Source organism: Planococcus halotolerans, assembly GCF_003289955.1.
GTDB classification, from domain to species: Bacteria; Bacillota; Bacilli; order Bacillales_A; family Planococcaceae; genus Planococcus; species Planococcus halotolerans.
Genome location: NZ_QLZR01000005.1, coordinates 69515 through 89246, shown reverse-complemented (window position 1 = coordinate 89246; position 19732 = coordinate 69515). Strand labels below are relative to the sequence as shown.

General features: G+C 45.5%; 24 protein-coding genes. 12 read left to right on the top strand and 12 right to left on the bottom strand.

What is annotated here, in order from left to right; all coding sequences use genetic code 11:
• Positions 1–128 precede the first annotated feature (128 nt).
• From DP120_RS12830 to DP120_RS12815, 4 genes are all read right to left on the bottom strand, one after another.
• A complete protein-coding gene (locus DP120_RS12830; RefSeq protein ID WP_338066471.1) occupies positions 129–791 on the bottom strand; it encodes a hypothetical protein in 663 nt (220 codons plus the stop codon).
• A 190-nt stretch (positions 792–981) separates the two neighbouring features.
• A complete protein-coding gene (gene wrbA / locus DP120_RS12825) occupies positions 982–1599 on the bottom strand; it encodes an NAD(P)H:quinone oxidoreductase (protein ID WP_112224075.1) in 618 nt (205 codons plus the stop codon).
• Positions 1587–1787 (bottom strand): hypothetical protein, encoded by a 201-nt coding sequence (locus tag DP120_RS12820; RefSeq protein ID WP_112224074.1) that lies wholly within the window; start codon positions 1785–1787, stop codon positions 1587–1589. The genes wrbA and DP120_RS12820 overlap by 13 nt, the downstream gene beginning before the upstream one ends.
• Positions 1788–1807: 20 nt before the next feature.
• Positions 1808–3451, bottom strand: a complete 1644-nt coding sequence (locus DP120_RS12815; protein WP_205854548.1) for an AMP-binding protein — start codon at positions 3449–3451, stop codon at positions 1808–1810.
• A 186-nt stretch (positions 3452–3637) separates the two neighbouring features.
• On the opposite strand from DP120_RS12815, the gene DP120_RS12810 reads away from it, so the two are divergent.
• Both DP120_RS12810 and DP120_RS12805 read left to right on the top strand, forming a co-directional pair.
• On the top strand, positions 3638–4795 hold the full coding sequence (locus DP120_RS12810; protein ID WP_112224073.1) for a class I SAM-dependent methyltransferase: 1158 nt from the start codon (positions 3638–3640) through the stop codon (positions 4793–4795).
• Entirely contained in the window at positions 4792–5049 is a 258-nt protein-coding gene (locus DP120_RS12805; protein WP_112224072.1) for a hypothetical protein, read from the top strand. Before DP120_RS12810 ends, DP120_RS12805 begins: the two co-directional genes overlap by 4 nt.
• Positions 5050–5092: 43 nt before the next feature.
• Here DP120_RS12805 and DP120_RS12800 read toward each other — a convergent pair whose 3' ends face one another.
• Positions 5093–5515: a hypothetical protein gene (locus tag DP120_RS12800; protein WP_112224071.1), complete on the bottom strand. Its 423-nt coding sequence runs from the start codon at positions 5513–5515 to the stop codon at positions 5093–5095.
• A gap of 92 nt (positions 5516–5607) precedes the next feature.
• Between DP120_RS12800 and DP120_RS12795 the strand changes: the two genes are divergently transcribed.
• Genes DP120_RS12795 through DP120_RS12785 form a run of 3 tightly spaced genes read left to right on the top strand, consistent with a single transcriptional unit; the run spans position 5608 to position 7917 of the window.
• Entirely contained in the window at positions 5608–6075 is a 468-nt protein-coding gene (locus tag DP120_RS12795) for an ATP-binding cassette domain-containing protein (protein WP_205854547.1), read from the top strand.
• Positions 6072–6995, top strand: a complete 924-nt coding sequence (locus DP120_RS12790) for an ABC transporter ATP-binding protein (RefSeq protein WP_112224070.1) — start codon at positions 6072–6074, stop codon at positions 6993–6995. The genes DP120_RS12795 and DP120_RS12790 overlap by 4 nt, the downstream gene beginning before the upstream one ends.
• A complete protein-coding gene (locus DP120_RS12785) occupies positions 6973–7917 on the top strand; it encodes an ABC transporter permease (RefSeq protein WP_112224069.1) in 945 nt (314 codons plus the stop codon). Before DP120_RS12790 ends, DP120_RS12785 begins: the two co-directional genes overlap by 23 nt.
• Here the strand turns inward: DP120_RS12785 and DP120_RS12780 are convergent.
• From DP120_RS12780 to nfsA, 3 genes are read right to left on the bottom strand one after another with little or no spacing between them, the layout of a single operon-like run.
• A complete protein-coding gene (locus tag DP120_RS12780) occupies positions 7914–8096 on the bottom strand; it encodes a hypothetical protein (protein ID WP_112224068.1) in 183 nt (60 codons plus the stop codon). The two genes, DP120_RS12785 and DP120_RS12780, sit on opposite strands and share 4 nt — an antisense overlap.
• Positions 8096–8710 carry an NAD(P)-dependent oxidoreductase gene (locus tag DP120_RS12775; RefSeq protein ID WP_112224067.1) on the bottom strand — a complete coding sequence of 205 codons (615 nt, stop codon included), beginning with the start codon at positions 8708–8710 and terminating at the stop codon, positions 8096–8098. The genes DP120_RS12780 and DP120_RS12775 overlap by 1 nt, the downstream gene beginning before the upstream one ends.
• A gap of 20 nt (positions 8711–8730) precedes the next feature.
• Complete coding sequence (nfsA, locus tag DP120_RS12770) at positions 8731–9462, bottom strand: oxygen-insensitive NADPH nitroreductase (RefSeq protein WP_112224066.1); 732 nt, start codon at positions 9460–9462, stop codon at positions 8731–8733.
• 104 nt (positions 9463–9566) lie between these two features.
• Here nfsA and DP120_RS12765 point away from each other — a divergent pair, with 104 nt between their 5' ends.
• Together DP120_RS12765 and DP120_RS12760 are read left to right on the top strand one after the other, a co-directional pair.
• The gene (locus DP120_RS12765) at positions 9567–10121 is read left to right on the top strand and encodes a M15 family metallopeptidase (protein WP_112224065.1); all 555 of its coding nucleotides are present in this window, start codon (positions 9567–9569) and stop codon (positions 10119–10121) included.
• A 162-nt stretch (positions 10122–10283) separates the two neighbouring features.
• A complete protein-coding gene (locus tag DP120_RS12760; RefSeq protein ID WP_233785984.1) occupies positions 10284–10859 on the top strand; it encodes a hypothetical protein in 576 nt (191 codons plus the stop codon).
• 45 nt (positions 10860–10904) lie between these two features.
• On the opposite strand, the gene DP120_RS12755 is transcribed toward DP120_RS12760, so the two are convergent.
• Together DP120_RS12755 and DP120_RS12750 are read right to left on the bottom strand one after the other, a co-directional pair.
• A complete protein-coding gene (locus DP120_RS12755) occupies positions 10905–12203 on the bottom strand; it encodes an ABC transporter permease (protein ID WP_112224064.1) in 1299 nt (432 codons plus the stop codon).
• Positions 12193–12891 (bottom strand): ABC transporter ATP-binding protein, encoded by a 699-nt coding sequence (locus DP120_RS12750; protein ID WP_112224063.1) that lies wholly within the window; start codon positions 12889–12891, stop codon positions 12193–12195. The genes DP120_RS12755 and DP120_RS12750 overlap by 11 nt, the downstream gene beginning before the upstream one ends.
• Before the next feature lie 218 nt (positions 12892–13109).
• Here DP120_RS12750 and DP120_RS12745 point away from each other — a divergent pair, with 218 nt between their 5' ends.
• From DP120_RS12745 to DP120_RS12725, 5 genes are all read left to right on the top strand, one after another.
• Positions 13110–14156 carry a bifunctional glycosyltransferase family 2/GtrA family protein gene (locus DP120_RS12745; RefSeq protein WP_112224062.1) on the top strand — a complete coding sequence of 349 codons (1047 nt, stop codon included), beginning with the start codon at positions 13110–13112 and terminating at the stop codon, positions 14154–14156.
• A gap of 325 nt (positions 14157–14481) precedes the next feature.
• Positions 14482–15303 (top strand): STAS domain-containing protein, encoded by an 822-nt coding sequence (locus tag DP120_RS12740; RefSeq protein WP_112224061.1) that lies wholly within the window; start codon positions 14482–14484, stop codon positions 15301–15303.
• A 154-nt stretch (positions 15304–15457) separates the two neighbouring features.
• On the top strand, positions 15458–16282 hold the full coding sequence (locus tag DP120_RS12735; protein WP_112224060.1) for an amino acid ABC transporter substrate-binding protein: 825 nt from the start codon (positions 15458–15460) through the stop codon (positions 16280–16282).
• Positions 16269–16973 carry an amino acid ABC transporter permease gene (locus DP120_RS12730; RefSeq protein WP_112224174.1) on the top strand — a complete coding sequence of 235 codons (705 nt, stop codon included), beginning with the start codon at positions 16269–16271 and terminating at the stop codon, positions 16971–16973. Before DP120_RS12735 ends, DP120_RS12730 begins: the two co-directional genes overlap by 14 nt.
• Positions 16974–17006: 33 nt before the next feature.
• Positions 17007–17756, top strand: coding sequence for an amino acid ABC transporter ATP-binding protein (locus DP120_RS12725; RefSeq protein WP_112224059.1), 750 nt, complete (start codon positions 17007–17009; stop codon positions 17754–17756).
• Positions 17757–17817: 61 nt separating this feature from the next.
• On the opposite strand, the gene DP120_RS12720 is transcribed toward DP120_RS12725, so the two are convergent.
• Entirely contained in the window at positions 17818–18597 is a 780-nt protein-coding gene (locus tag DP120_RS12720; RefSeq protein ID WP_112224058.1) for a SurA N-terminal domain-containing protein, read from the bottom strand.
• A gap of 125 nt (positions 18598–18722) precedes the next feature.
• Positions 18723–19718 (bottom strand): GNAT family N-acetyltransferase, encoded by a 996-nt coding sequence (locus DP120_RS12715; protein WP_112224057.1) that lies wholly within the window; start codon positions 19716–19718, stop codon positions 18723–18725.
• Between the last annotated feature and the right edge of the window lie 14 nt (positions 19719–19732).

The following is a 19732-nucleotide window of genomic DNA, read 5'->3' as shown; positions in this document are numbered from 1 at the left end:
CTTTCCTCTTCTTTAACCATTTCGGCCACCTCATAGTATAGTAGTTTGAAAGGCTTATACTATAGTACCTATTAATATGGATTGAATTATACTCTAACTAGTGAGAAATTGCTATCTATTTGCTATTTTTATATGAATAGAAGTAAAACTGAATACGACACCATTCCGATGCTAAATGACAGGAAACTGCTTTCCCGTTCTTCCGGCAGTTCTTCCTTCATTACATTCAAAATAACTCCCCCCGCCAGCAGTGCTACAAGGAAGGAAACTACGACATCCGCTACTTCTGTGAAAATACCGACCATCCAGCCGATGACAATCGCAGCTGTCAGCAGCCATCTGCCGTATTTGTCATAATCGTCCTCGTGGGAAGTTCGCAGCGCCTTGTCATTTGTTATAAAGTGCAAACCCATCGCAATAAAATAAAAGAAAGTTCCCCAGCTATTTTCAAAATGATCATGGACCAGTAAATATCCAATCAGCGAATTGTACAGTGTGAAGGTTCCAATATGGACCCAGAAAACTCCTGATCCTCCCCTCACTTGACCATCTTTACCTTTCTTCGACTTTTTGACCATAACTTCCAGTCCATAAAAAATAGCAAGTCCGATCATCGCAACTATATAGATATGGCTTTCAATAAAAGCCCAAGTCCCGCCTTCCAGTTCTCCTACAAGTTCACTTTGGAAATGGCCGAGCTCCGGCAGTAAATGCAAAAATACGTAAGCTACTGAAATACCCCCAGCCACAGATAAAAAACGGCTGCGGGGAACGACCTTAAGAAATTTCATATATTTAGAGAATAAATGAATGATTACAAAACCGATTATATAAATTAGAGTAGTCCAAAACATCTGAATCGCTCCATTCGCCTGGTGGCAAAACATCACCTTTTTAAATCGTTGGGGTAAAAATTACGTTAAAAGAAGAAAAAGCAGGCGAGGATTTATTAAGCCCACCTGCTTACCATTTTCTCCTGCTTTATTGCTGGCCTTGGCCATTCTTAATCCACTGAGCCACTTCAACAGTGTGTTTCGCCTGATACGCGACGGCACCTTGAACGTCTTCAACCATATTGCCTTCCTGATCGACTGATACGCTTGTACCATATGGATTCCCGCCGCCTTTAAAGAGAACCGGATCTGCGTATCCTGGTGCCGCCACAATTGCGCCCCAATGGAACATGGACGTATACAAACCAAGAATTGTCGCTTCCTGTCCACCATGGGCATTTTGTGCGGAAGTCATTGCACTGACTACTTTGTTTGCCAACTTCCCTTGTGCCCACAAGCCGCCAGTCGTATCCAGGTATTGCTGCACCTGAGAAGATACATGGCCGAAACGCGTCGGTACGCTGAAAATGATAGCGTCTGCCCATTCCAGCAGATCGACTTCTGCTGTCGGCACATCCTTTGTTGCATTATAATGTTCACGCCAGGCTGGGTTGGAATCGATTGCTGCATCCGGTGCATTTTCTCTCACTTTCGCAACCTTCACTTCTGCCCCTGTTTCCTTAGCCGCTTCTTCAGCCCATCTGGCCAATTGGTAGTTTGTCCCTGTCGAGCTGTAATAAATGATTGCCAGTTTCACATTTGCCATTTTGAACATCTCTCCTTAGATAAGTTTTCCCGTGGCAGATACAGTTCAGTTAAATATCCTGCATTCAAGATATTTGTTACTCTATCAGTTTCCCCTGTATTTACTTCAATTAAACAAATTTTCACTGTTTTCATCACAGAAAAAGGCGCCGCACTTTTTTGCGGCGCCTTTTTGCCTTCGATTCCCAATATGGCTTAAAGTGGAATCCTTATACCTCGCTCTTCTGCGTAAGTTCCACCGACAGTTCGCGCAGTTTGAATTTCTGAATTTTACCGGATGCTGTCATTGGATATTCTTTGGTGAATTCAAAATAGCGGGGGATTTTATGGCGTGAAATTTTCCCCATGCAATAATCACGAAGCTCTTCCGCATCCAAGCTTTCTCCTTCTTTTAAAATGATCCAGGCCATCAGCTCTTCTCCGTATTTCGGATCCGGCACACCGACTACCTGAACATCCTGAATAGCGGAATGGCTGTACAAAAATTCTTCGATTTCACGCGGATAAATATTTTCTCCTCCGCGGATGACCATGTCTTTAATCCGGCCGGTTATGGCGATATAACCATCTTCATCCTCTACGGCTATGTCGCCTGTATGCAGCCAGCCTTCGGGGTCAATTGCATTTTTAGTCGCTTCTTCGTTTTGATAATATCCCTTCATTATATGGTAGCCGCGTGTGCACAATTCACCCGGCACACCAGCAGGCACAGTTTCACCTGTTGCGGGATCGATGATTTTCACTTCAACTTCTGCATGCGGTTTGCCGACAGTCGAAACGCGCTTCTCGATGTCGTCATCTGCGCGGGTTTGGGTGATGACCGGCGAAGATTCCGTCTGGCCGTAGGCAATGGTGATTTCCGTTGCACCCATATCACTGATCACTTTTTTCATCACTTCGATCGGACACGGTGAACCGGCCATGATGCCCGTCCGGAGAGTCGATGTATCGAACGACGCGAAATCAGGATGATTCAGCTCCGCAATAAACATGGTCGGCACACCGTGCAATCCGGTGCATTTCTCATCCTGCACCATCTGCAGCACTCGTTTCGGTTCAAACTGTTCCGCGATGACCATTGTGGTTGAATGCGTGACAGCTGCCATCGTTCCAAGAACGCAGCCGAAACAATGGAAGAAAGGCACCGGAATGCATAACCGGTCTTGTTCCGTCAGGTTCATCGTATCGCCGACCAGTTTGCCGTTATTCACGACATTCAGATGTGTCAGCATAACTCCTTTCGGGAAACCGGTTGTACCGGAAGTGTATTGGATATTGATAACGTCATCCGGATCCATCGATTGGAACCGGTCTTCCAATTGCTCATCGGAGACGTCATTTGCGAAAGCTTCGAATTCACTCCATGTAAAAATTCCCGGATACTGATTTTCGCTCATCACGATGACCCGCTTGAATTTTGGCAGTTCAGCGCTTTGGACTCTTCCTTTTTGGGAATTCTTGAGCTCCGGACATACTGTATTAATAATATCGATATAGTTGCTCCCTTTAAATTCTTCGCCTAAAATCAGCGTTGTCGAATCAGATTGCTTCAGCAGGTATTCCAATTCGCTCGATTGGTAGCTCGTATTGACGGTCACCAGCACGCCGCCCATCTTCCCGGTGGCAAATTGGCTCAACAGCCACTCACGCTTATTATCCGACCAAATGGCGACATGTTCGCCTTTTTCAATACCGATGCCAATAAAAGCTTTAGCCAGCCTGTCCGTTTCTTCATCAAATTCCTTATAGGTTTTACGGATGCCGTATTCTGGATAAACATAAGCTTCGGTTCCAGGATGAAGAGCTGCCCGCTCTCGGACCACTTCTCCTACTGTCTGCTGTAAAATCGCCATTTCCATACCCCCATGTTGTAAACGTTTTCAAACTCTTTATTATGTTATCATAAAATTCAAAATTATTTAAATGGTTAAAGATAGAAACAATGAATTTACTCGTCGATATTCCGTAAAACAGCTGCTGTCTCATTTAACGAATTCCATGATAAACTTGTTCTATCATGAAACAGGAAAGGAACTGCAATGGAATTACAAGAAATGCATCAAAACCTGGCTGATCGCCTCAGCCAGCAGGAACTTGTTTCTGCGACAATCAGCCAGCCGCGTCAGAAATCGAATGATTTAAAGCGTGTTAAAATTAAGCCTGTTGAAATTAAAAACAGCTACCATATACAATTCGAATACCAGCATGAGCATGTGCTGAAGCACAAAAACATGACTGTGGAAGAAGCAGAGGCAGAACTGGAGAATTTATTCGAAGAATTTCGCCAGGGGCTTTTCCAGTTCACTGAAGAAAAAGTTCAGATTCAGCTTTCAAAAAAATTCAAAGTAAGCTGGAAAACCGAAGCAACAGAAAAAACAAAAGCTCAGCTAACACATAACCGCAAGAAGCAGTATTTGCTTGAAGACGGCATTCCCTATCCATTTCTTGTGCGCCTCGGAGTACAGAATCCGGATGGCAGCGTCAAAAAGCAGAAATACGATAAGTTCCGCCAGATCAACCGGTTCATCGAATTCATCGACGACGCTCTGGTCCATCTTCCAAAAGACCGGACGGTGCGTATTCTCGATTTCGGATCCGGGAAATCGTATCTGACATTCGCGCTGTATCATTACCTGCGGGTGGAAAAAGGACTTGACCTTCGGGTGACTGGCCTCGACCTGAAAAAAGAAGTCATCGAAGAATGCCGCGGGATTGCGGAAGACTTGAATTATGAGCAATTGGAGTTTCTTGTGGGAGACATCAATGATTACAACGAAGAGTCCTCAGTCGATATGGTGGTTACGTTGCACGCTTGCGACACCGCAACAGATATGGCGCTGTCCCGGGCGGTTAAGTGGAACGCGAAAGTCATATTAAGCGTGCCTTGCTGCCAAAGCGAACTAAATCACCAGATTGATGCGCCGGAACTCGGCATCATGCTGCAGCACGGCTTGATCAAAGAACGTTTCAGCGCTTTGGCGACCGATTCCATCCGCGCTGAACTGCTGTCACTTGTCGGCTACGAAACACAATTGATGGAGTTTATCGACATGGAGCATACGCCGAAGAACATTCTGATCCGCGCCTATAAAACAGGACGGAAACCGGCAGAAGGCCAATTGGAACGATACCGCCAGTTTACCGGAATGCTATCAGCAAAACCCTATCTTGAAAACGAATTGAAGGAGCTACTATGAAAAGAATCCACATTGTCAACGGCATCATTTTAGCGTTTTCCGTCATACTGGTGCGCTATATCGATGTCCACGTCTACGATATGCACATCATACTCAACTTGCTCGTCCTGGTCGGACTGATTGTCGGCGGGATGAAAATCGCCGAGCGCTTTCCGGCACTCGATTACGATGTCAGCAGAAAAACCGGCATGGTCATCAACACGATTGTCGTACTTACGATTTTCCTGGCGTTTTTCGTTTTAGAATTAGGATGAAAAGAAGCATCCCCCATTTTTTTGGAGGATGCTTCTTTTGTATTTAAGGCGAGTTTTCGTTCGGCTTTTTATCTGCCTGCTCCTGAATGACTTCCATTACATATTCTTCTACGGGCTTGAGCGTGAATTCGAGACCGCTCGTCTTCAAATTATTCTCTAGATAATCCAATTGATGGTCTTCTACGGACTCCGACTGAAGGTTCAAGGCGTTGTTTACATATAACATTCCTTCATTGGTGGCCATCGGACTGTCCACCCCGTCTTCCTTTTTGCGGGCTTCCGCTTTTTCGATGCCGAACACGAGACCTTCATCTTCCAATTCCTTCATCGCTTTATTGTAGCGATCTTCCCCTACCGCATCAGACAGCCGCTTATCCAGTTTTTTTATATCTTCCAATGTGGCACCTTTGAAATACTGTGCATAATAAGCGATCAATATCTGCTCTTTATCCTGCAATTCCTTCATTGTAATTCCTCCCACATTAAAGCTGTTTACACCTCCTTTCCCCCTTTGGCGGTTCATTAGACATTTATTTGGAAATTCTATTGCAATCAATATTGCATCAGCGTACCATTTTTATAGTCAGACTATTATTTTCCTATTATAAGAGCCAGTTCGCCGATTTCAATGAAACAAAGGCAAAGGAAGTATTGGATTTCCTGGAAGTGCCACTTTCTTCAAAAATGAAAAACCTGTCCAAAGGAATGCGCGGACGGGCAAAATTGGCTGCAACTTTAGGGCGTGAAAGCCGTTATTATTTAATGGACGAACCATTCTCCGGTCTCGACCCGATGGTGCGGAGCGATTTGATCAAAGGATTGATCCGGTTCACAGACCTCGAACGCCAAACATTAATCCTGTCGACGCATGAAATCCGTGAAGTGGAAATTCTCCTCGATGAATTGGTCCTATTGAAAGGCGGCAAGGTTTTGGCACACAGGCATTTGGATGAGATCCACGGAGAAACGGGAATGGATACAGTGGAGTGGATGACAAAAGAGACGAAAGCAGGTGCAGCAGGATGAGTGAAAAGCCATTGGTGCAGATTAAAAATCTGTCAAAGACAATCGGCAACAAGAGGATCATCAAGAACTTGAATCTCGATTTATACAAAGGCCAGATCACCGGATTTCTGGGTCCCAACGGAGCCGGTAAAACGACGACGATCCGGATGATGGTCGGTTTGATGAAGCCTTCAGAAGGCGATGTGCTGATCGATGGAAAATCGGTGAAGCACAGTTTCGAAAAAAGCATCGAAAAAGTGGGCGTAATCGTCGAAAACCCGGAGATGTATAAATACATGTCGGGTTATAAGAACCTGCTCCATTTTTCGAGAATGCATAAAGGCATTTCGAAAAAACGAATTGATGAAGTTATTCTGCAGGTTGGCATGAAAAATCGCATCAATGAAAAAGTCGGTTCGTATTCACTCGGGATGCGGCAGCGCCTCGGCTTGGCGCAGGCCCTTCTTCATAACCCGAAATTCCTGATTCTCGATGAACCCACCAACGGACTCGACCCTGCGGGCATCCGGGAATTCCGGTTGTATTTGCAGAAAATCGCGCGTGAGAACGGCGTAGCTGTTTTCGTTTCCAGCCATTTATTGTCGGAAATCGAATTATTATGTGACAGGATCGCCATTATCCAAAATGGTGAATTGATCGATATCAAAAATGTCAAAGAGCTTCAGCAATCCCGCTTCCATTTCAAAGTTGAACCTTTGGCTGCAGCGGAAGAAATACTCGCTGGCATCGGCTTTCCTGTTTCTCAATTTGAAGGTGGATTATTGGTCGAAACAGAAGCGGAACACATTCCCGGGGCAGTGAAAATCCTCGTGAACGCGAACATTTCAATCTTTGCGGTCCAGCCTTTCAAGGCGACTTTGGAAGATCAATTCCTGGAAATGACAGGAGGTGGAGATATTGCTCAAGCTCACACAAAATGAATGGATGAAATTATGGAGCCGTAAATCCTCCTGGATCATGATCATTTTACTGGCCATCATTCTATTGGCTTCAGCTGCCATTACAAAATGGGTAGATAATGCGATGGACATGAACAACACGGAAAGCTGGGAGCAAGTGGAAGCCAGTGAAATGGCTTATAACCTAAGCATGCTGGAAAATCCCAGCTTGAGTGATGCGCAGCGCGAGTATTATGAAGGAGAAGTAGCCATTTCCGAGCACCGCCTCGAGAACGATCTGCCTCCTTATAATTACGACAGTATGCAGCAAAGCGTCATTGATTCGCATATTATGATGTCGGTTGTCACATTGTTTACTGTCATAATCGCCGGCGGCATTGTCGCTGCTGAATTTTCACAGGGAACCATCAAGATGCTGCTGACGCGCCCGGTGAAACGCTGGAAGATTTTAACCTCAAAATATATCGCAACAATGTTGTATGCGATTCTGCTGGCGGTTGTATTATTCATCGTGACTGCACTCGCTGGATTGATCTTTTTTGGCATCGGTGACGGTACGTTCCTTACATGGAACGGTTCAGAAGTTGTCGAAAGATCGTTCTGGCTGGAAGGACTTAAAATGCTTGCGCTTAGTTTTGCGAGCGTTTGGATCATCGGCACATTCGCCTTTATGCTGGGCACCGTTTTCCGCTCCAGCTCGCTTGCCATCGGCTTGTCGATCTTCCTGATGTTCACAGGTATCCAAGCAGTTTTCCTGCTGGCAGATTATGAAATCGTTAAATACTACCTCTTTACCCATACAGATCTGACGCAATATTATACAGGCTTCATGCCGGTTGAGGATATTACGATGACGATGTCCGTGATCGTACTGATTGTGTATTTCCTTATTTTCATGGCGATCAGCTATCTGACGTTCAGCAAACGGGATGTTACAGCTTAATAAAACCAGAATCGAAAAACCGCCCAGGCACTTAATGCCTGGGCGGTTTTTTCGGCTGTTTTGGCGAGTTGGGCGTATTCTGAGCGAAGTTGGGCATATTTCATGCAAAGTTGGGCGTATTCCAACCAAAGTTGGGCATAAACAAAAAACAGCCCCAAAATCGCAGACTGCTTCGTCATCAATAAGCTATACCCACACGGCTTCGGACAAAAGCGGAATCCTCTAATTGCTGATAGGCGAATTCCCCGGTGTCGCTGGTGCTGATTTCCTTGCCGCCTTCAGGAAGAAAGTCTTTTTCGACGCGGTATCCGCCTTTCGCTTCGCCGTCCGGCAAATATGTCGGACAGACGATGGTCCATTCCAGATCCGTTTGCTCCAGCAGGCGAAAAGCTTTTTCGTGCTCTTCGGCTGCGAATGTCATTTTCCGGTTCGAGTCGCCCCCCTGGTAGCGGAGCTTGCCTTCTTCAAGCCGGCTGTTCAGGATGCCGGCTGTCCCGATGGTAATTATCCGTTTGATGCCATGTCGTTCCATTGATTCGATGATGAACGGCAAAGCATCCGTTAAAGTTGTCGTCTTATCAGTTCCCAATGCGCTGAAGACAGCATCCGCCCCAGCAATTGTGCGTTCAACGTCTTTCCCTTCTCTTACATTGCCGAATACCGTTTCGAGATTCGGGTGTTTGTCGAGCTTGGGAGAACGTTGCAGCGCCGTAACCTGGTGCCCATCTTCCAAAGCACGCTTCAGGATTTCGCTCCCGACTCTTCCCGTTGCTCCGAATATCGCAAGTTTCATCGTATCGCCCTCCTTGGAGATTATTTGAAACTATATCCTTTTTTCGCCAATACTTCTTTAATGTCCGGACGGTGCGGTTTATTCAAGAAATTAGCCATTTGCTGTGACCAACTCGCTGTCTTCTGATTGGAGCCACGGCTTCCGTAATATTCCTGGATGTTCTTGTCGTATTCAGGCAGGATTGTTTCGTATTTCTTCTCATCGTAATCATTTTCATGAAGAATCGCTTCCACCGGCAAGCGCGGTTTCACGCCATTGCTTTCATTCGGTACGCCGACCGTCAAACCGTAAACAGGGAAAACGCCTTCCGGCAAGCCGACCAGTTCGCTGATGGCTTCCATATTATTGCGGACGCCGCCGATATAGCAGATGCCGTAACCTTTCGATTCCGCTGCAAGCGCCAGATTCTGTGCCAGCAAGCCGACATCCGTAACAGCGACCAACAGATTTTCAGCCTGGTCGTATACAATCGACTCCCCTTGCATTTCAACAGCGTGCTTCAAGCGGTTGTAATCTGCGCACATCAGGAACACTGCGCCGGCGCCTTCCATCTGTTTCGGATTTTTCGAGAGTTCGCCAAGTTTCCGGCGTTTCTCCGGATCTGTCACCCAAACCACTGAATAAGCCTGGACGAAATGTGAAGTCGCCGCATATTGCGCTGCTCCGATCAGTTCTTCCACTTCTTCTCTTGTTAATTGTTTTTCTTTATAATTGCGCACTGAAGCATGCGATTTCATCAACTCTATTACCATATGTATTCCTCCTTAACGTTATTGCTTCTATCGTACCAAATTCTTTCAGAGGATACTGTTCCAACGATTTTTGATAAAATAAAACCTATAAGAGGTGATGGATAGTGAAACACGCAAAAACCGCATTTACAATACTTTTCCTTTTACTCCTGGGCGGTTTTTTGTTTATTTGGATTCAGCGTGAAATTGAATTCCGTGAAGAATTGGAATCCCGCCCATTGCCTGATTCCCTGCATCCGATTGTGGCGGAGAAAAGCCGCGAACTGGTGGAGGAAGCCGAGGAAATCGGCATCGATATCGTCATCACAGACGGTTTCCGTTCTTTCGAGGAACAGGATGCACTGCACCAGCAAGGACGCACTTCAGGCGGTAATATCGTGACTTATGCTGAACCCGGCGAATCATATCATAATTACGGGCTCGCCATTGATTTCGCTTTAAAACTCGACGATGGTTCGGTCGTCTGGGATATTGAACGCGACGGTAACGGCAATGGCCGGTCCGACTGGTTTGAAGTGGCGGAAATCGGCAAGGACCTCGGCTTTGACTGGGGTGGGGACTGGAACCGGTTCAAGGATTATCCCCATCTCGAAATGACTTTTGGGTTGTCGATCCGTGAGCTGCAACAGGGCTGGCGTCCGGAAGATACGATGGAATAATGAAGGGCTGCTTGGAAAAACATTCCCTGAGACGGAAACCGTCAGATGGTTCAGGTTATAGTGTTGAATTTTGTGCCTTCGCTAAAAATCTCACTCTCCACCCAATTCTGTAACTTTTCCGCCTCCATCTACGTCTTCTTCAATAAAGAGGGGTGTTTTAAAATGAAATTTTACAACTTTCTTCTCTTCTCATTAATGTTATTGATGCTCACCGCCTGCGGCACGGATGAAGAGACCTATTCCGGCACCACTGCTTCCATTGATGATTTTTCAGTCAAGAATACAGAAGCCTCTTCAACCGAAGGTGATTTTATTTACCGCCTTGTTTCCGAAAAAGAAGAATATGAGAGCGGAGGCCCTGTAGAGCTTTATGCCGAACTTGAATATATCGGCGAGGAAGACAGCATCGATATTTTCCACGCCGGTTCTGCGTTCTTTTTTCCGATGGAAGAAAAGACACGCGGCTATCAACTGGATTACCCCATGATCGAGCCATTGCTGACGACAACCCTCACGAAAGGTGAGCCTCTTCGCGAGCAGTATGCCGGCAGCGGTGCTTACAGCGATCAGGATGATGATCGCTATATTGAGTTTATGAAACAACTTACAAGTAATCAATTTCCCCGGGGTTATTACGTCGTCAACGGTTATGCCGACTTTTTCACTGAAACGGCTGATGGCGCAAAGACAAACTACGAAATACATGCCGAAATCGATTTCAAAGTAGTCGATAAATAGTTAAAAGCGCGTCCCCAATAGGGAACGCGCTTTTCTTTTATTCCATTACATTTCCTGTCTCAAAGCCTGAATGATATCGATTTGTGTCGCTTTCCTTGCCGGGCGCCAGCCTGACACCATCGCAACCCCAATACTGATCGCGGATGCGATTACGACCAATTGCCATGGAATTGTGGAGATGACAATCGACATTCCGCTGGCATCCTCTTCACCGAGTGAACTCAATATAATGATTGGAACCAGCCAGTTCGCGAGTATACTGATGCCATAGGAAATAGCGACAGCCAAAGCTGTACCGATCAAACCGATTGCAGCACTTTCCATGAGGAATAATTTACGGATCAGTTTAGGTTGTGCGCCAATCGCTTTCATGACTCCGATTTCACGCGTACGTTCTGTGACCGCCATCGTCATCGTATTAAAAATACCGATGGAAGCGATCAGGACCGCAATTGTTCCCACAAAGATCAACCCTGCTTTTAACCCATTAAAGAAGACATTCATTGTCCCTAACTCTTCCGTTACGGAATAGACGTAATAACCATCCTCTTTCAAGGCATTTGTGATTCCGCCGACGTTCTGCAGCTCATCGGCATATACCAGGATATTCTCGTATCCTTTTTCCAGACCCAACTCTTCATTGAAGATAGGTCCCCACGAACTGTCGGCATAGATGCCGGCGTCGGTCATCCAATCCTTTGCAGGTTCTTTGGCAACGCCTGTTACAACGAATTCCCATGTTGACGGTTCAACTGCTTCCTCTCCCTCAGCCGTGAATGGCGTCAATTCCAATTCCACTGTCTGGCCGATCAGGCTGCCGGCAAAGCCAGCCACTTCTTCGCCATTGGCTTCCTTTTCCATTTCCGCTTCTGTCAGCAATCGTTCCGCCATATGGTAGCCAACTACGACTTCCTCAGCTTTTGACGGCATCTTTCCTTCAGATAAAGCAAATCCCGCCTTTTGTTCTTCTTCCATACTGGATAGCACAACCTGGGAATATGTACTGCGATTGCCAATCACAATCTCTGTTTCCGCTTCAGGCTTGTTGCGCTCCACTACTGCTATTACATGTGCCATTTCCTTGATCTGCTGAAGTTCTGCATCCGGTATGTCCGCTGGAGGAATTTCTGCTTCTCCATCTGATTTACCCGCTACTTCAATCTGCGTCACCATATTATTATCCAAGACATCATCAGTGATAGTCTGGTGCAGTCCAAAGCCCACTGAGGCCAGGACAATCAGAAAAGCGCAGCCCATTGTGGCAGCTAAGATTGTAGTAGCAACGCGCAATTTATTGCGTTTCATATGCTGCCTGATAAAGTCGATTTGATCCTTAAACTGCATGGCGCTGCTCCCCTTTCACTAATTCACCATCGTGCAGACGGTATTGTCGATCAGCCACAGCCGCCACTTCTTCATCGTGGGTGATAATTACGAACGTCAGACCCAGCTTTTTATTCAATGATTGAATCAGCAATAAAATATCTTTTTCCGTTTCAGAATCCAAACTTCCGGTCGGCTCATCCGCCAGAATAATTGGCGCATCCGTTATCAGTGCTCTTGCAATACTGACGCGCTGCTGTTGCCCGCCGGAAAGTTCGTTCGGATAATGGCCAGCCACTTCTTCGAGCCCTACTTTTTCAAGCAGTTTCTGGACTTTCATTTTTCGTTCCGCTTCAGCCATACCTTTGATTTTCAAAGGCAATTCGACGTTTTCGAAAGCGCTCAGCCCGGGCATCAACTGGAAATTCTGGAAGATGAAGCCGAAGTTTTCCAATCGGAAGCTCGCTTGCTGCGATTCTTTTAAAGCGGCGGTTTCCTGGCCATTGACCACGACGGATCCCGTTTCAGGCGACATGAAACCTGCCAATATGTGGAGCAGAGTCGATTTTCCCGAGCCACTTTTGCCGAGGATTGCAACTATTTCTCCCTTACCTACTTCCAGTGTGACACCTTTTAATACCGGCACATGCCGTTCGTTCCCTTTTTTCCCGATTTTAAAATGATGCTGTAAATCTTTTATTTTTATCATTCTTTATTCCCCTTTCCCTGATAACATTAGTATAGGAAGAAAATCTTAATAATTATGAAGCAGGTTTCTGAAGATTTCCTTAAGATGCTGTGTGAAAGCATCGCTGCTTGGGTATTCTTATATATATGCATTTAAAAACAGCGCCTTACCTAACTGTACGGACGATTCACAAATCGGGGTATTCTTGCAATTCAGCAGGACCGGAAAGGAGGTCATACGTGAATCAATTCGCTATTATTATTCCAGCATATAAACCAGATCAAAAATGCCTGAATACCGTCGAGAAGATAATCAACGAAGGATTTGAGCGGATCATTGTCGTCGATGACGGCAGCGGCAAGGAACATGCACATATTTTCATATCACTCGAAGAACATAAAGAAGTAACGGTATTAAGGCATGCTGATAACCAAGGGAAAGGCCGAGCCCTGAAAACCGCTTTTCAATACATACTTACGAATAAGTTTCCTTTTGACGCCGTCATAACAGCGGATGCGGATGGCCAGCATTTGGCCAGTGATATGGTGAAATTATCAAAAAAAATGCAGGAAACGCCGGACAAAGTCGTGCTTGGCGCCCGTGATTTCAGCAAGAAGGACATTCCGTTCAGAAGCCGTTTCGGCAACCGCTTCACCCGCCTGTTGTTCAGGCTATCGACCGGCACTGTCCTCACTGATACCCAAACTGGGTTAAGGGGAATTCCTGTCAAATACCTTCCGCAATTATTAGAGGTCAACGGCGAACGTTTTGAATACGAGATGAATGTTCTCGCTGCCTTGCGAAAAAATGAAATCGAAGTTACGGAAGTGACGATTGAAACCGTCTATATCGATGACAATAAATCGTCGCATTTCAATCCTTTAAGGGACTCATTCCATATTTATAAAATTTTCATCTTCTACGGCTTATCAGGGGGAGCATCCTTTGCACTCGACATCGGATTATATTGGATATTCATCCAATTGCTCAGAGACCCGGCGCCAGAACTGTTCATTATAATAGCTACTATCGCTGCTCGTATCCTGTCCTCCTTATTCAATTATTACATCAACCGAAATAAGGTCTTTAAGCAGGGATCGAGGAAATCGTTGGTCCGTTATTTCGCTTTAGCCGCTTTCATCATGCTGACTTCTGCGGGCTCTGTGCATCTACTGTATGCGGAATGGCTCGGACGCGGAGAAGTAATTTTGAAGGTATTAGTGGATACAATCCTTTTCATATTCGGATTTGTAGCTCAGCGTGCCTGGGTGTTCCGTAAAGAATGATTCAGCCATTTCCATAACCCAGAACAGAAAACAACTTTTCTGTTCTGGGTTATCTTTGATAGATAAGAAAGTATAACTTTCTAATCAGAAGGTTCTTAAAACGGAGTATTGCGCTGTCCAGACTCCAGCGCCCAGATTCTCGGGTCATAAGCCACTCTGGCTATACGGCAAAGAACGCCGTTTCGCCAGAGCGTCTTATGCCTTTCGAATCTAAACGGGCGCTTACGCTTTTCTCGATCGCCAGTAAATACTGCTGATTCAAGCCCCTTCTTTTACAAAATTAGGCTATACTAAAAATATGAAATTAAGAAAAGGTGTGAAGGAAATGTCAGATGTTGATCAGTTTTCCTCTTATATCTGCGAGAATGCTCATTCAATTTCAAAAGAAGTTGTCGAGTATGTGGTAAGCCGCAGCAAGCCGGGAATATCAGAAGAAGAAAAAGAGATGGCTTTGTCCATGTATGTTAAACTTTTGAGCTTCTTCAGCGAATCGTTGAAAAACGAAAGCAAAAGTTTTATACCGGACCATTTAATCGAGTGGAGCAAGAACAACGCTCAAATGCAAGTGAACAGCGGAGGCAAGCTCTCTGACATCATTGTGCGTTATCCCTTAACGCGTGATATTTTTACCGAGGCGCTGGTTCGCATCAGCCTTGAACTTGACCTTTCAACAGCGGATACCGGTCTTGTCCTGAAAGGGATCAACCAAGTTCTTGATGTCAGCCTTAATGAGACTGTACTTGCATTCGAACAGCTATCTGAACAGTCGAAAAAAGAATTGCAGGAAGAACTGCTTTCATTGTCAGCACCAATTGTGCCCATCCGTGATGAAGTCGTTGTCATTCCTCTGATCGGCTATATCGACGAAGACAGAGCCGCCTTTATCATGGATAAGGTCATACCTAAAATTGCCGCGATGAATGTCGATTACGTCATTTTGGATTTCTCCGGTGTACTGACAATCAATCGCCATGTAGCGGAATCACTGCATCAGATCGGCGGCATTTTCCGAATAATGGGTATAAACGTTGTCATTACAGGCCTGCGTCCTGGACTCGTACAAGTCGCTATCAACAGCAATATTAAAATTTCAACAGCAAACGCCTTCAGTACTGTCAAACAAGCGCTAGAGAATATCGAAAAATAACACGTATTAAAAGCTTCTCCATCCAGGAGAGGCTTTTTTTATTTTTTTTTCACTTTTTGAAGAATCTTTAATTGAGCAGGACGAAACAAGATGCTATACTCAAACAGCAAACTTTAATGCCGACAAAAACTATAAGAATTAGGGGAGATAAATTATGAAGAAATCACTTTTATTTATTTTGATGGTGCTCGGGGCAGTTCTATTGCTTGCTGCTTGCGGCGATTCATCAGAAGACACATCTACAGAAGAGAATCAGGAAGCAACCGGTTCTTCTGAAGATTTACTGACGAAAGTTCAGGAAGAAGGTACGTTACTTGTTGGAACTGAAGGAACTTATCCTCCATTCACTTTCCATGACGAATCAGGCGAATTAACAGGTTTCGATGTTGAAATAGCACGCGAAGTGGCTGAACGCCTTGGCGTTGAAGCCGAATTCCTTGAAACACAATGGGATGGAATGTTCGCAGGTCTCGATTCCGGAAGATTCGATATGGTCGCAAACCAGGTTGGTATTCGTGAAGACCGCTTGGAAAGCTACGATTTTTCAGATCCGTACATCACTTCTGCAGCTGTTTTGGTAACTAAAGAAGATGAAACAGAAATTACATCATTTGAAGATTTGGAAGGCAAAACATCAGCTCAATCCCTGACTAGCAACTATGCCGATATCGCAAAAGAATACGGCGCTGAACTGACAGGCGTTGAAGGATTCAACCAAGCCATCGAATTATTGGTATCAGATCGTGTCGATGCAACAGTAAACGATAAAATTTCTGTTCTGGACTTCATGAATCAGCGTCCGGATGCACCAATCCAAATTGCTGACGAATCAGATGAAGCTTCACAAAGCGGTTTGCAGTTCAGAAAAGACAGCGGCGCAATCGTCGATGAAGTAAACAAAGCACTTGCAGATATGATTGAAGACGGCACGTATGACGAAATTTCACAGAAATGGTTTGGCGAAAATGTACTTGAATAGTATTTTCACAAATCCCGAAAGATTGGAACGGTTACTGGACATTGCCCAGTCATCGTTCCTTCCTTTGTTGGAGGGAGCAATTCAGTATACGATTCCTTTGACTTTGATTTCGTTCACAATCGGGCTGATTCTGGCTACTTTAACAGCACTGGCCCGAATTTCCACAGTAAAGTTCTTTCAAATCATCGCGCGAATTTATGTTTCCATTATCCGCGGTACACCGCTATTGGTTCAATTGTCCATCCTGTTCTACGGGCTTCCGACAGTGGGCATTACGCTTGAACCTTTTACGGCAGCCATTTTCGGCTTTTCCCTGAATGTCGGAGCGTATGCTTCTGAAGTTATCCGGGCAGCGATTCTGTCGATTCCGAAAGGCCAATGGGAAGCCGCCAATACAATCGGCATGTCATACAGCCAGGCTTTAAAGCGGATTATTCTTCCGCAGGCGTCGCGTGTATCCATTCCGCCGCTATCAAATACATTTATCAGTTTGGTAAAGGATACATCTCTTGCTTCTTTCATACTCGTGACAGAGATGTTCCGCCGGGCACAGGAAATTGCCGCTTTCAACTACGAATTCCTCCTGTTGTATTCACAGGCAGGCCTTCTTTACTGGATTTTCTGCTTCCTTCTATCATTGGTGCAGGGACGCCTGGAGAATCGTTTTGATCGTTATGTATCAAAAGCTTAATTTCATTCCCATGAATTCAGAAAGGAGACTCCTATGATCGCCATAAATAATCTGCATAAAAGCTTTGGAGATCTTGAGGTCTTGAAAGGCATAGACCTCAATGTCGAAAAAGGCCAGGCTGTCGTTGTCATCGGCCCCTCCGGTTCTGGCAAGACGACGTTCCTTCGCTGCCTGAATATATTGGAGACGCCCACTGCTGGAACAGTGGCCATTGACGGCCACATGGCTGATTTCTCGAAACCCTTGCCAAAGAAACAAATAATGGAGTTCAGAAAACAGTCCGCTATGGTTTTTCAGCATTACAACCTCTTTCCGCATATGACCGCTTTGGAAAACGTCATGGAAGGACCCGTCACCGTACAAAAAATCGACCGGGCTGAAGCACGTGCAAAAGCCGAAGAATTATTGACAAAAGTCGGACTGAAAGAAAAAATGAATGAATATCCTTTCCAGCTTTCCGGCGGCCAGCAGCAGCGTGTCGGCATTGCCCGAGCGCTAGCGCTCGAACCGAAAGTGATGCTTTTTGATGAGCCGACTTCAGCACTTGATCCTGAACTTGTCGGAGAAGTACTTCAAGTAATGAAAGAACTGGCTCTTGAAGGCATGACCATGGTAGTCGTCACGCATGAAATGCGCTTTGCCAAAGGCGTAGCGGATGAAGTATTGTTCATGGATGCGGGTCGTATCGTAGAACGCGGTACGCCGCAGGAAATTTTTGATTACCCGAAAGAAGAGCGGACGAAGCAGTTTTTGAACCTTATTCAAAACGCCGATACAATCTAAATACAGATCAGCAAAAAGAGAACCAGGTCCCCCGAAATGGGGACCTGGTTCTCTTTTTTCATTAAATATTGATTGTTACTTCCGCGCCTTCACGCAGTTCTGCTACTAATGCCTGTACTGCTTCATTCTCTTTTTGCTGTAGAAGCTGTGCTTCAAGTTCTGATTTAATATCTTCAAGCGGCGGTAATTCTTCGCCGCCCATTTCTTCCTGCTGCGCTTTCACTTGATCATAGAACGTCTGAAGTTCTTCTTCTGAAACTTCAGTATCCCCTGTTTCTTCAGTGATCAATTTATCCACTTTTACTTGTGATGCAACCTGCTCCCTAACTTCTTCCTCTGAAAGATCCTGCTCTTCAAGAGCAGCTAAAAATTCATCAGATGAAGCCATGCCGTTTTGTTCTGCCAATACAGTCAAAGTTTCGTTGACTTCTTCTTCAGAAGCCTCGATTTCACGATTTTCTGTTTCCTGAATCAATAATCTCTGGCTGACTAAACTTTCGGCAACCTGCTCTTTCAATTGCGCCTGATCAACTTCCTGGCCGGACATTTGCGCCTGCATAGCCATTTGTTGGAACTGTCCAACGTATGCATTTTCAAATTCCTCTTTCTTTATCTCTTCACCGTTCACTTCAGCGACAACGTCCGGTACGCCTTCTAAATCAGGCTCAGGCATTTCCGGCTGTTCAGCTGTTTCACCATTTTCTTCAGGAGCTTGCTCTTCAGTTGCTTGTTCCTCGGTTGCTGTTTCTTCTTCATTTGTATTTTCATCCGCATTGCCGCATGCCGCTGTCACCATAACTGAGGCACCGATCAATAGGCTTAAAAGCATTTTCTTAGTCAAAATGTATTCCCCTTTCAATCATAATGGTCGTAATTGTATCACATCCAGGCTCTAAGTAAACTGAAAGCCCTCGTGCCACTATGTTTTGAGAGGCGAATAATTGTTGATTTCATGTGTTTTACCTGTCAATCACCATGTGCCCAGGCAATCCTTGGATCTATTTTTCGCGACATCCTCACCATGAACGGTTCAAAGCCAAGTCGTGGCCAGAAATAGGAAGCGATCTGGTTCGGCGTATGCCAATCTGCGTACAGATAATTAAAGCCTTCTTTTTTCATTTCCACAAAACAATGATTGGCGAGCACACGGCCAATCCCTTTGCCCCGCATATCTGGATTGGTTGAAGCCGCTGGCAGCACCGCACAATTTAACGGCGAAGACAGACTGGCCCCGTCTTCTTTTCGGAAATAAACATGGAAGCCGGCAACGCGTTCGCCGAGTTCCGCGATCCACAGAAAAGCCTCTTTATCTTCGGATAAATCCATATAGCTGCGTTTGATGCTTTCCATCGTTTCTTTTGTAATCGGATGCCAGGACGGAGCAGCAGCCTGATGAATGCTGTTCCATAAAGCCACTTTCTTCAGCAAAGGGGCGTCCGCCTGTCCGCCTTTCCGGATAACCACCTTATCCGCATCGGAATCTCCGGACGCTTCGAAATCCTTTAATTGGAGGATTGCGTATTTCTGTTCATAACTGAATCCCTGCTCCAGCCACTGTTCCACCAAGGCCCGTTCTCCCAGGGGAATCATCAGAACATGGGTGAAATAGCCATGCTTGATCCATTCAGCCCCGGCGTCCGCATAAAGCAGCCGCAGCAGGCTTGGATGCTCTTTATCGCTGATTGCGACGGATTCATAATTCATCAGAATATAACGGCCCCGTTCGGTGTCTTCCTTGAATTCGTAAAGCAGGTAGCCGGTCACATCTATCCCGCGGACGGCCACAATGCCGCTGACAAAAGGTTTTTCGAGCTGTTTACGGATTACATTCTCGGCTTCATCAATCTCCTCAAACGCCTGCGGCAAATAAGGAAATGCTTTCCGCTCTTTTTCATGCCTTTTTGCCAATAAAGCGGACATCTGGCGAATATGAATTTCTTCAACCCCTACAAATTGAATCATGGCTTCCACTCCTC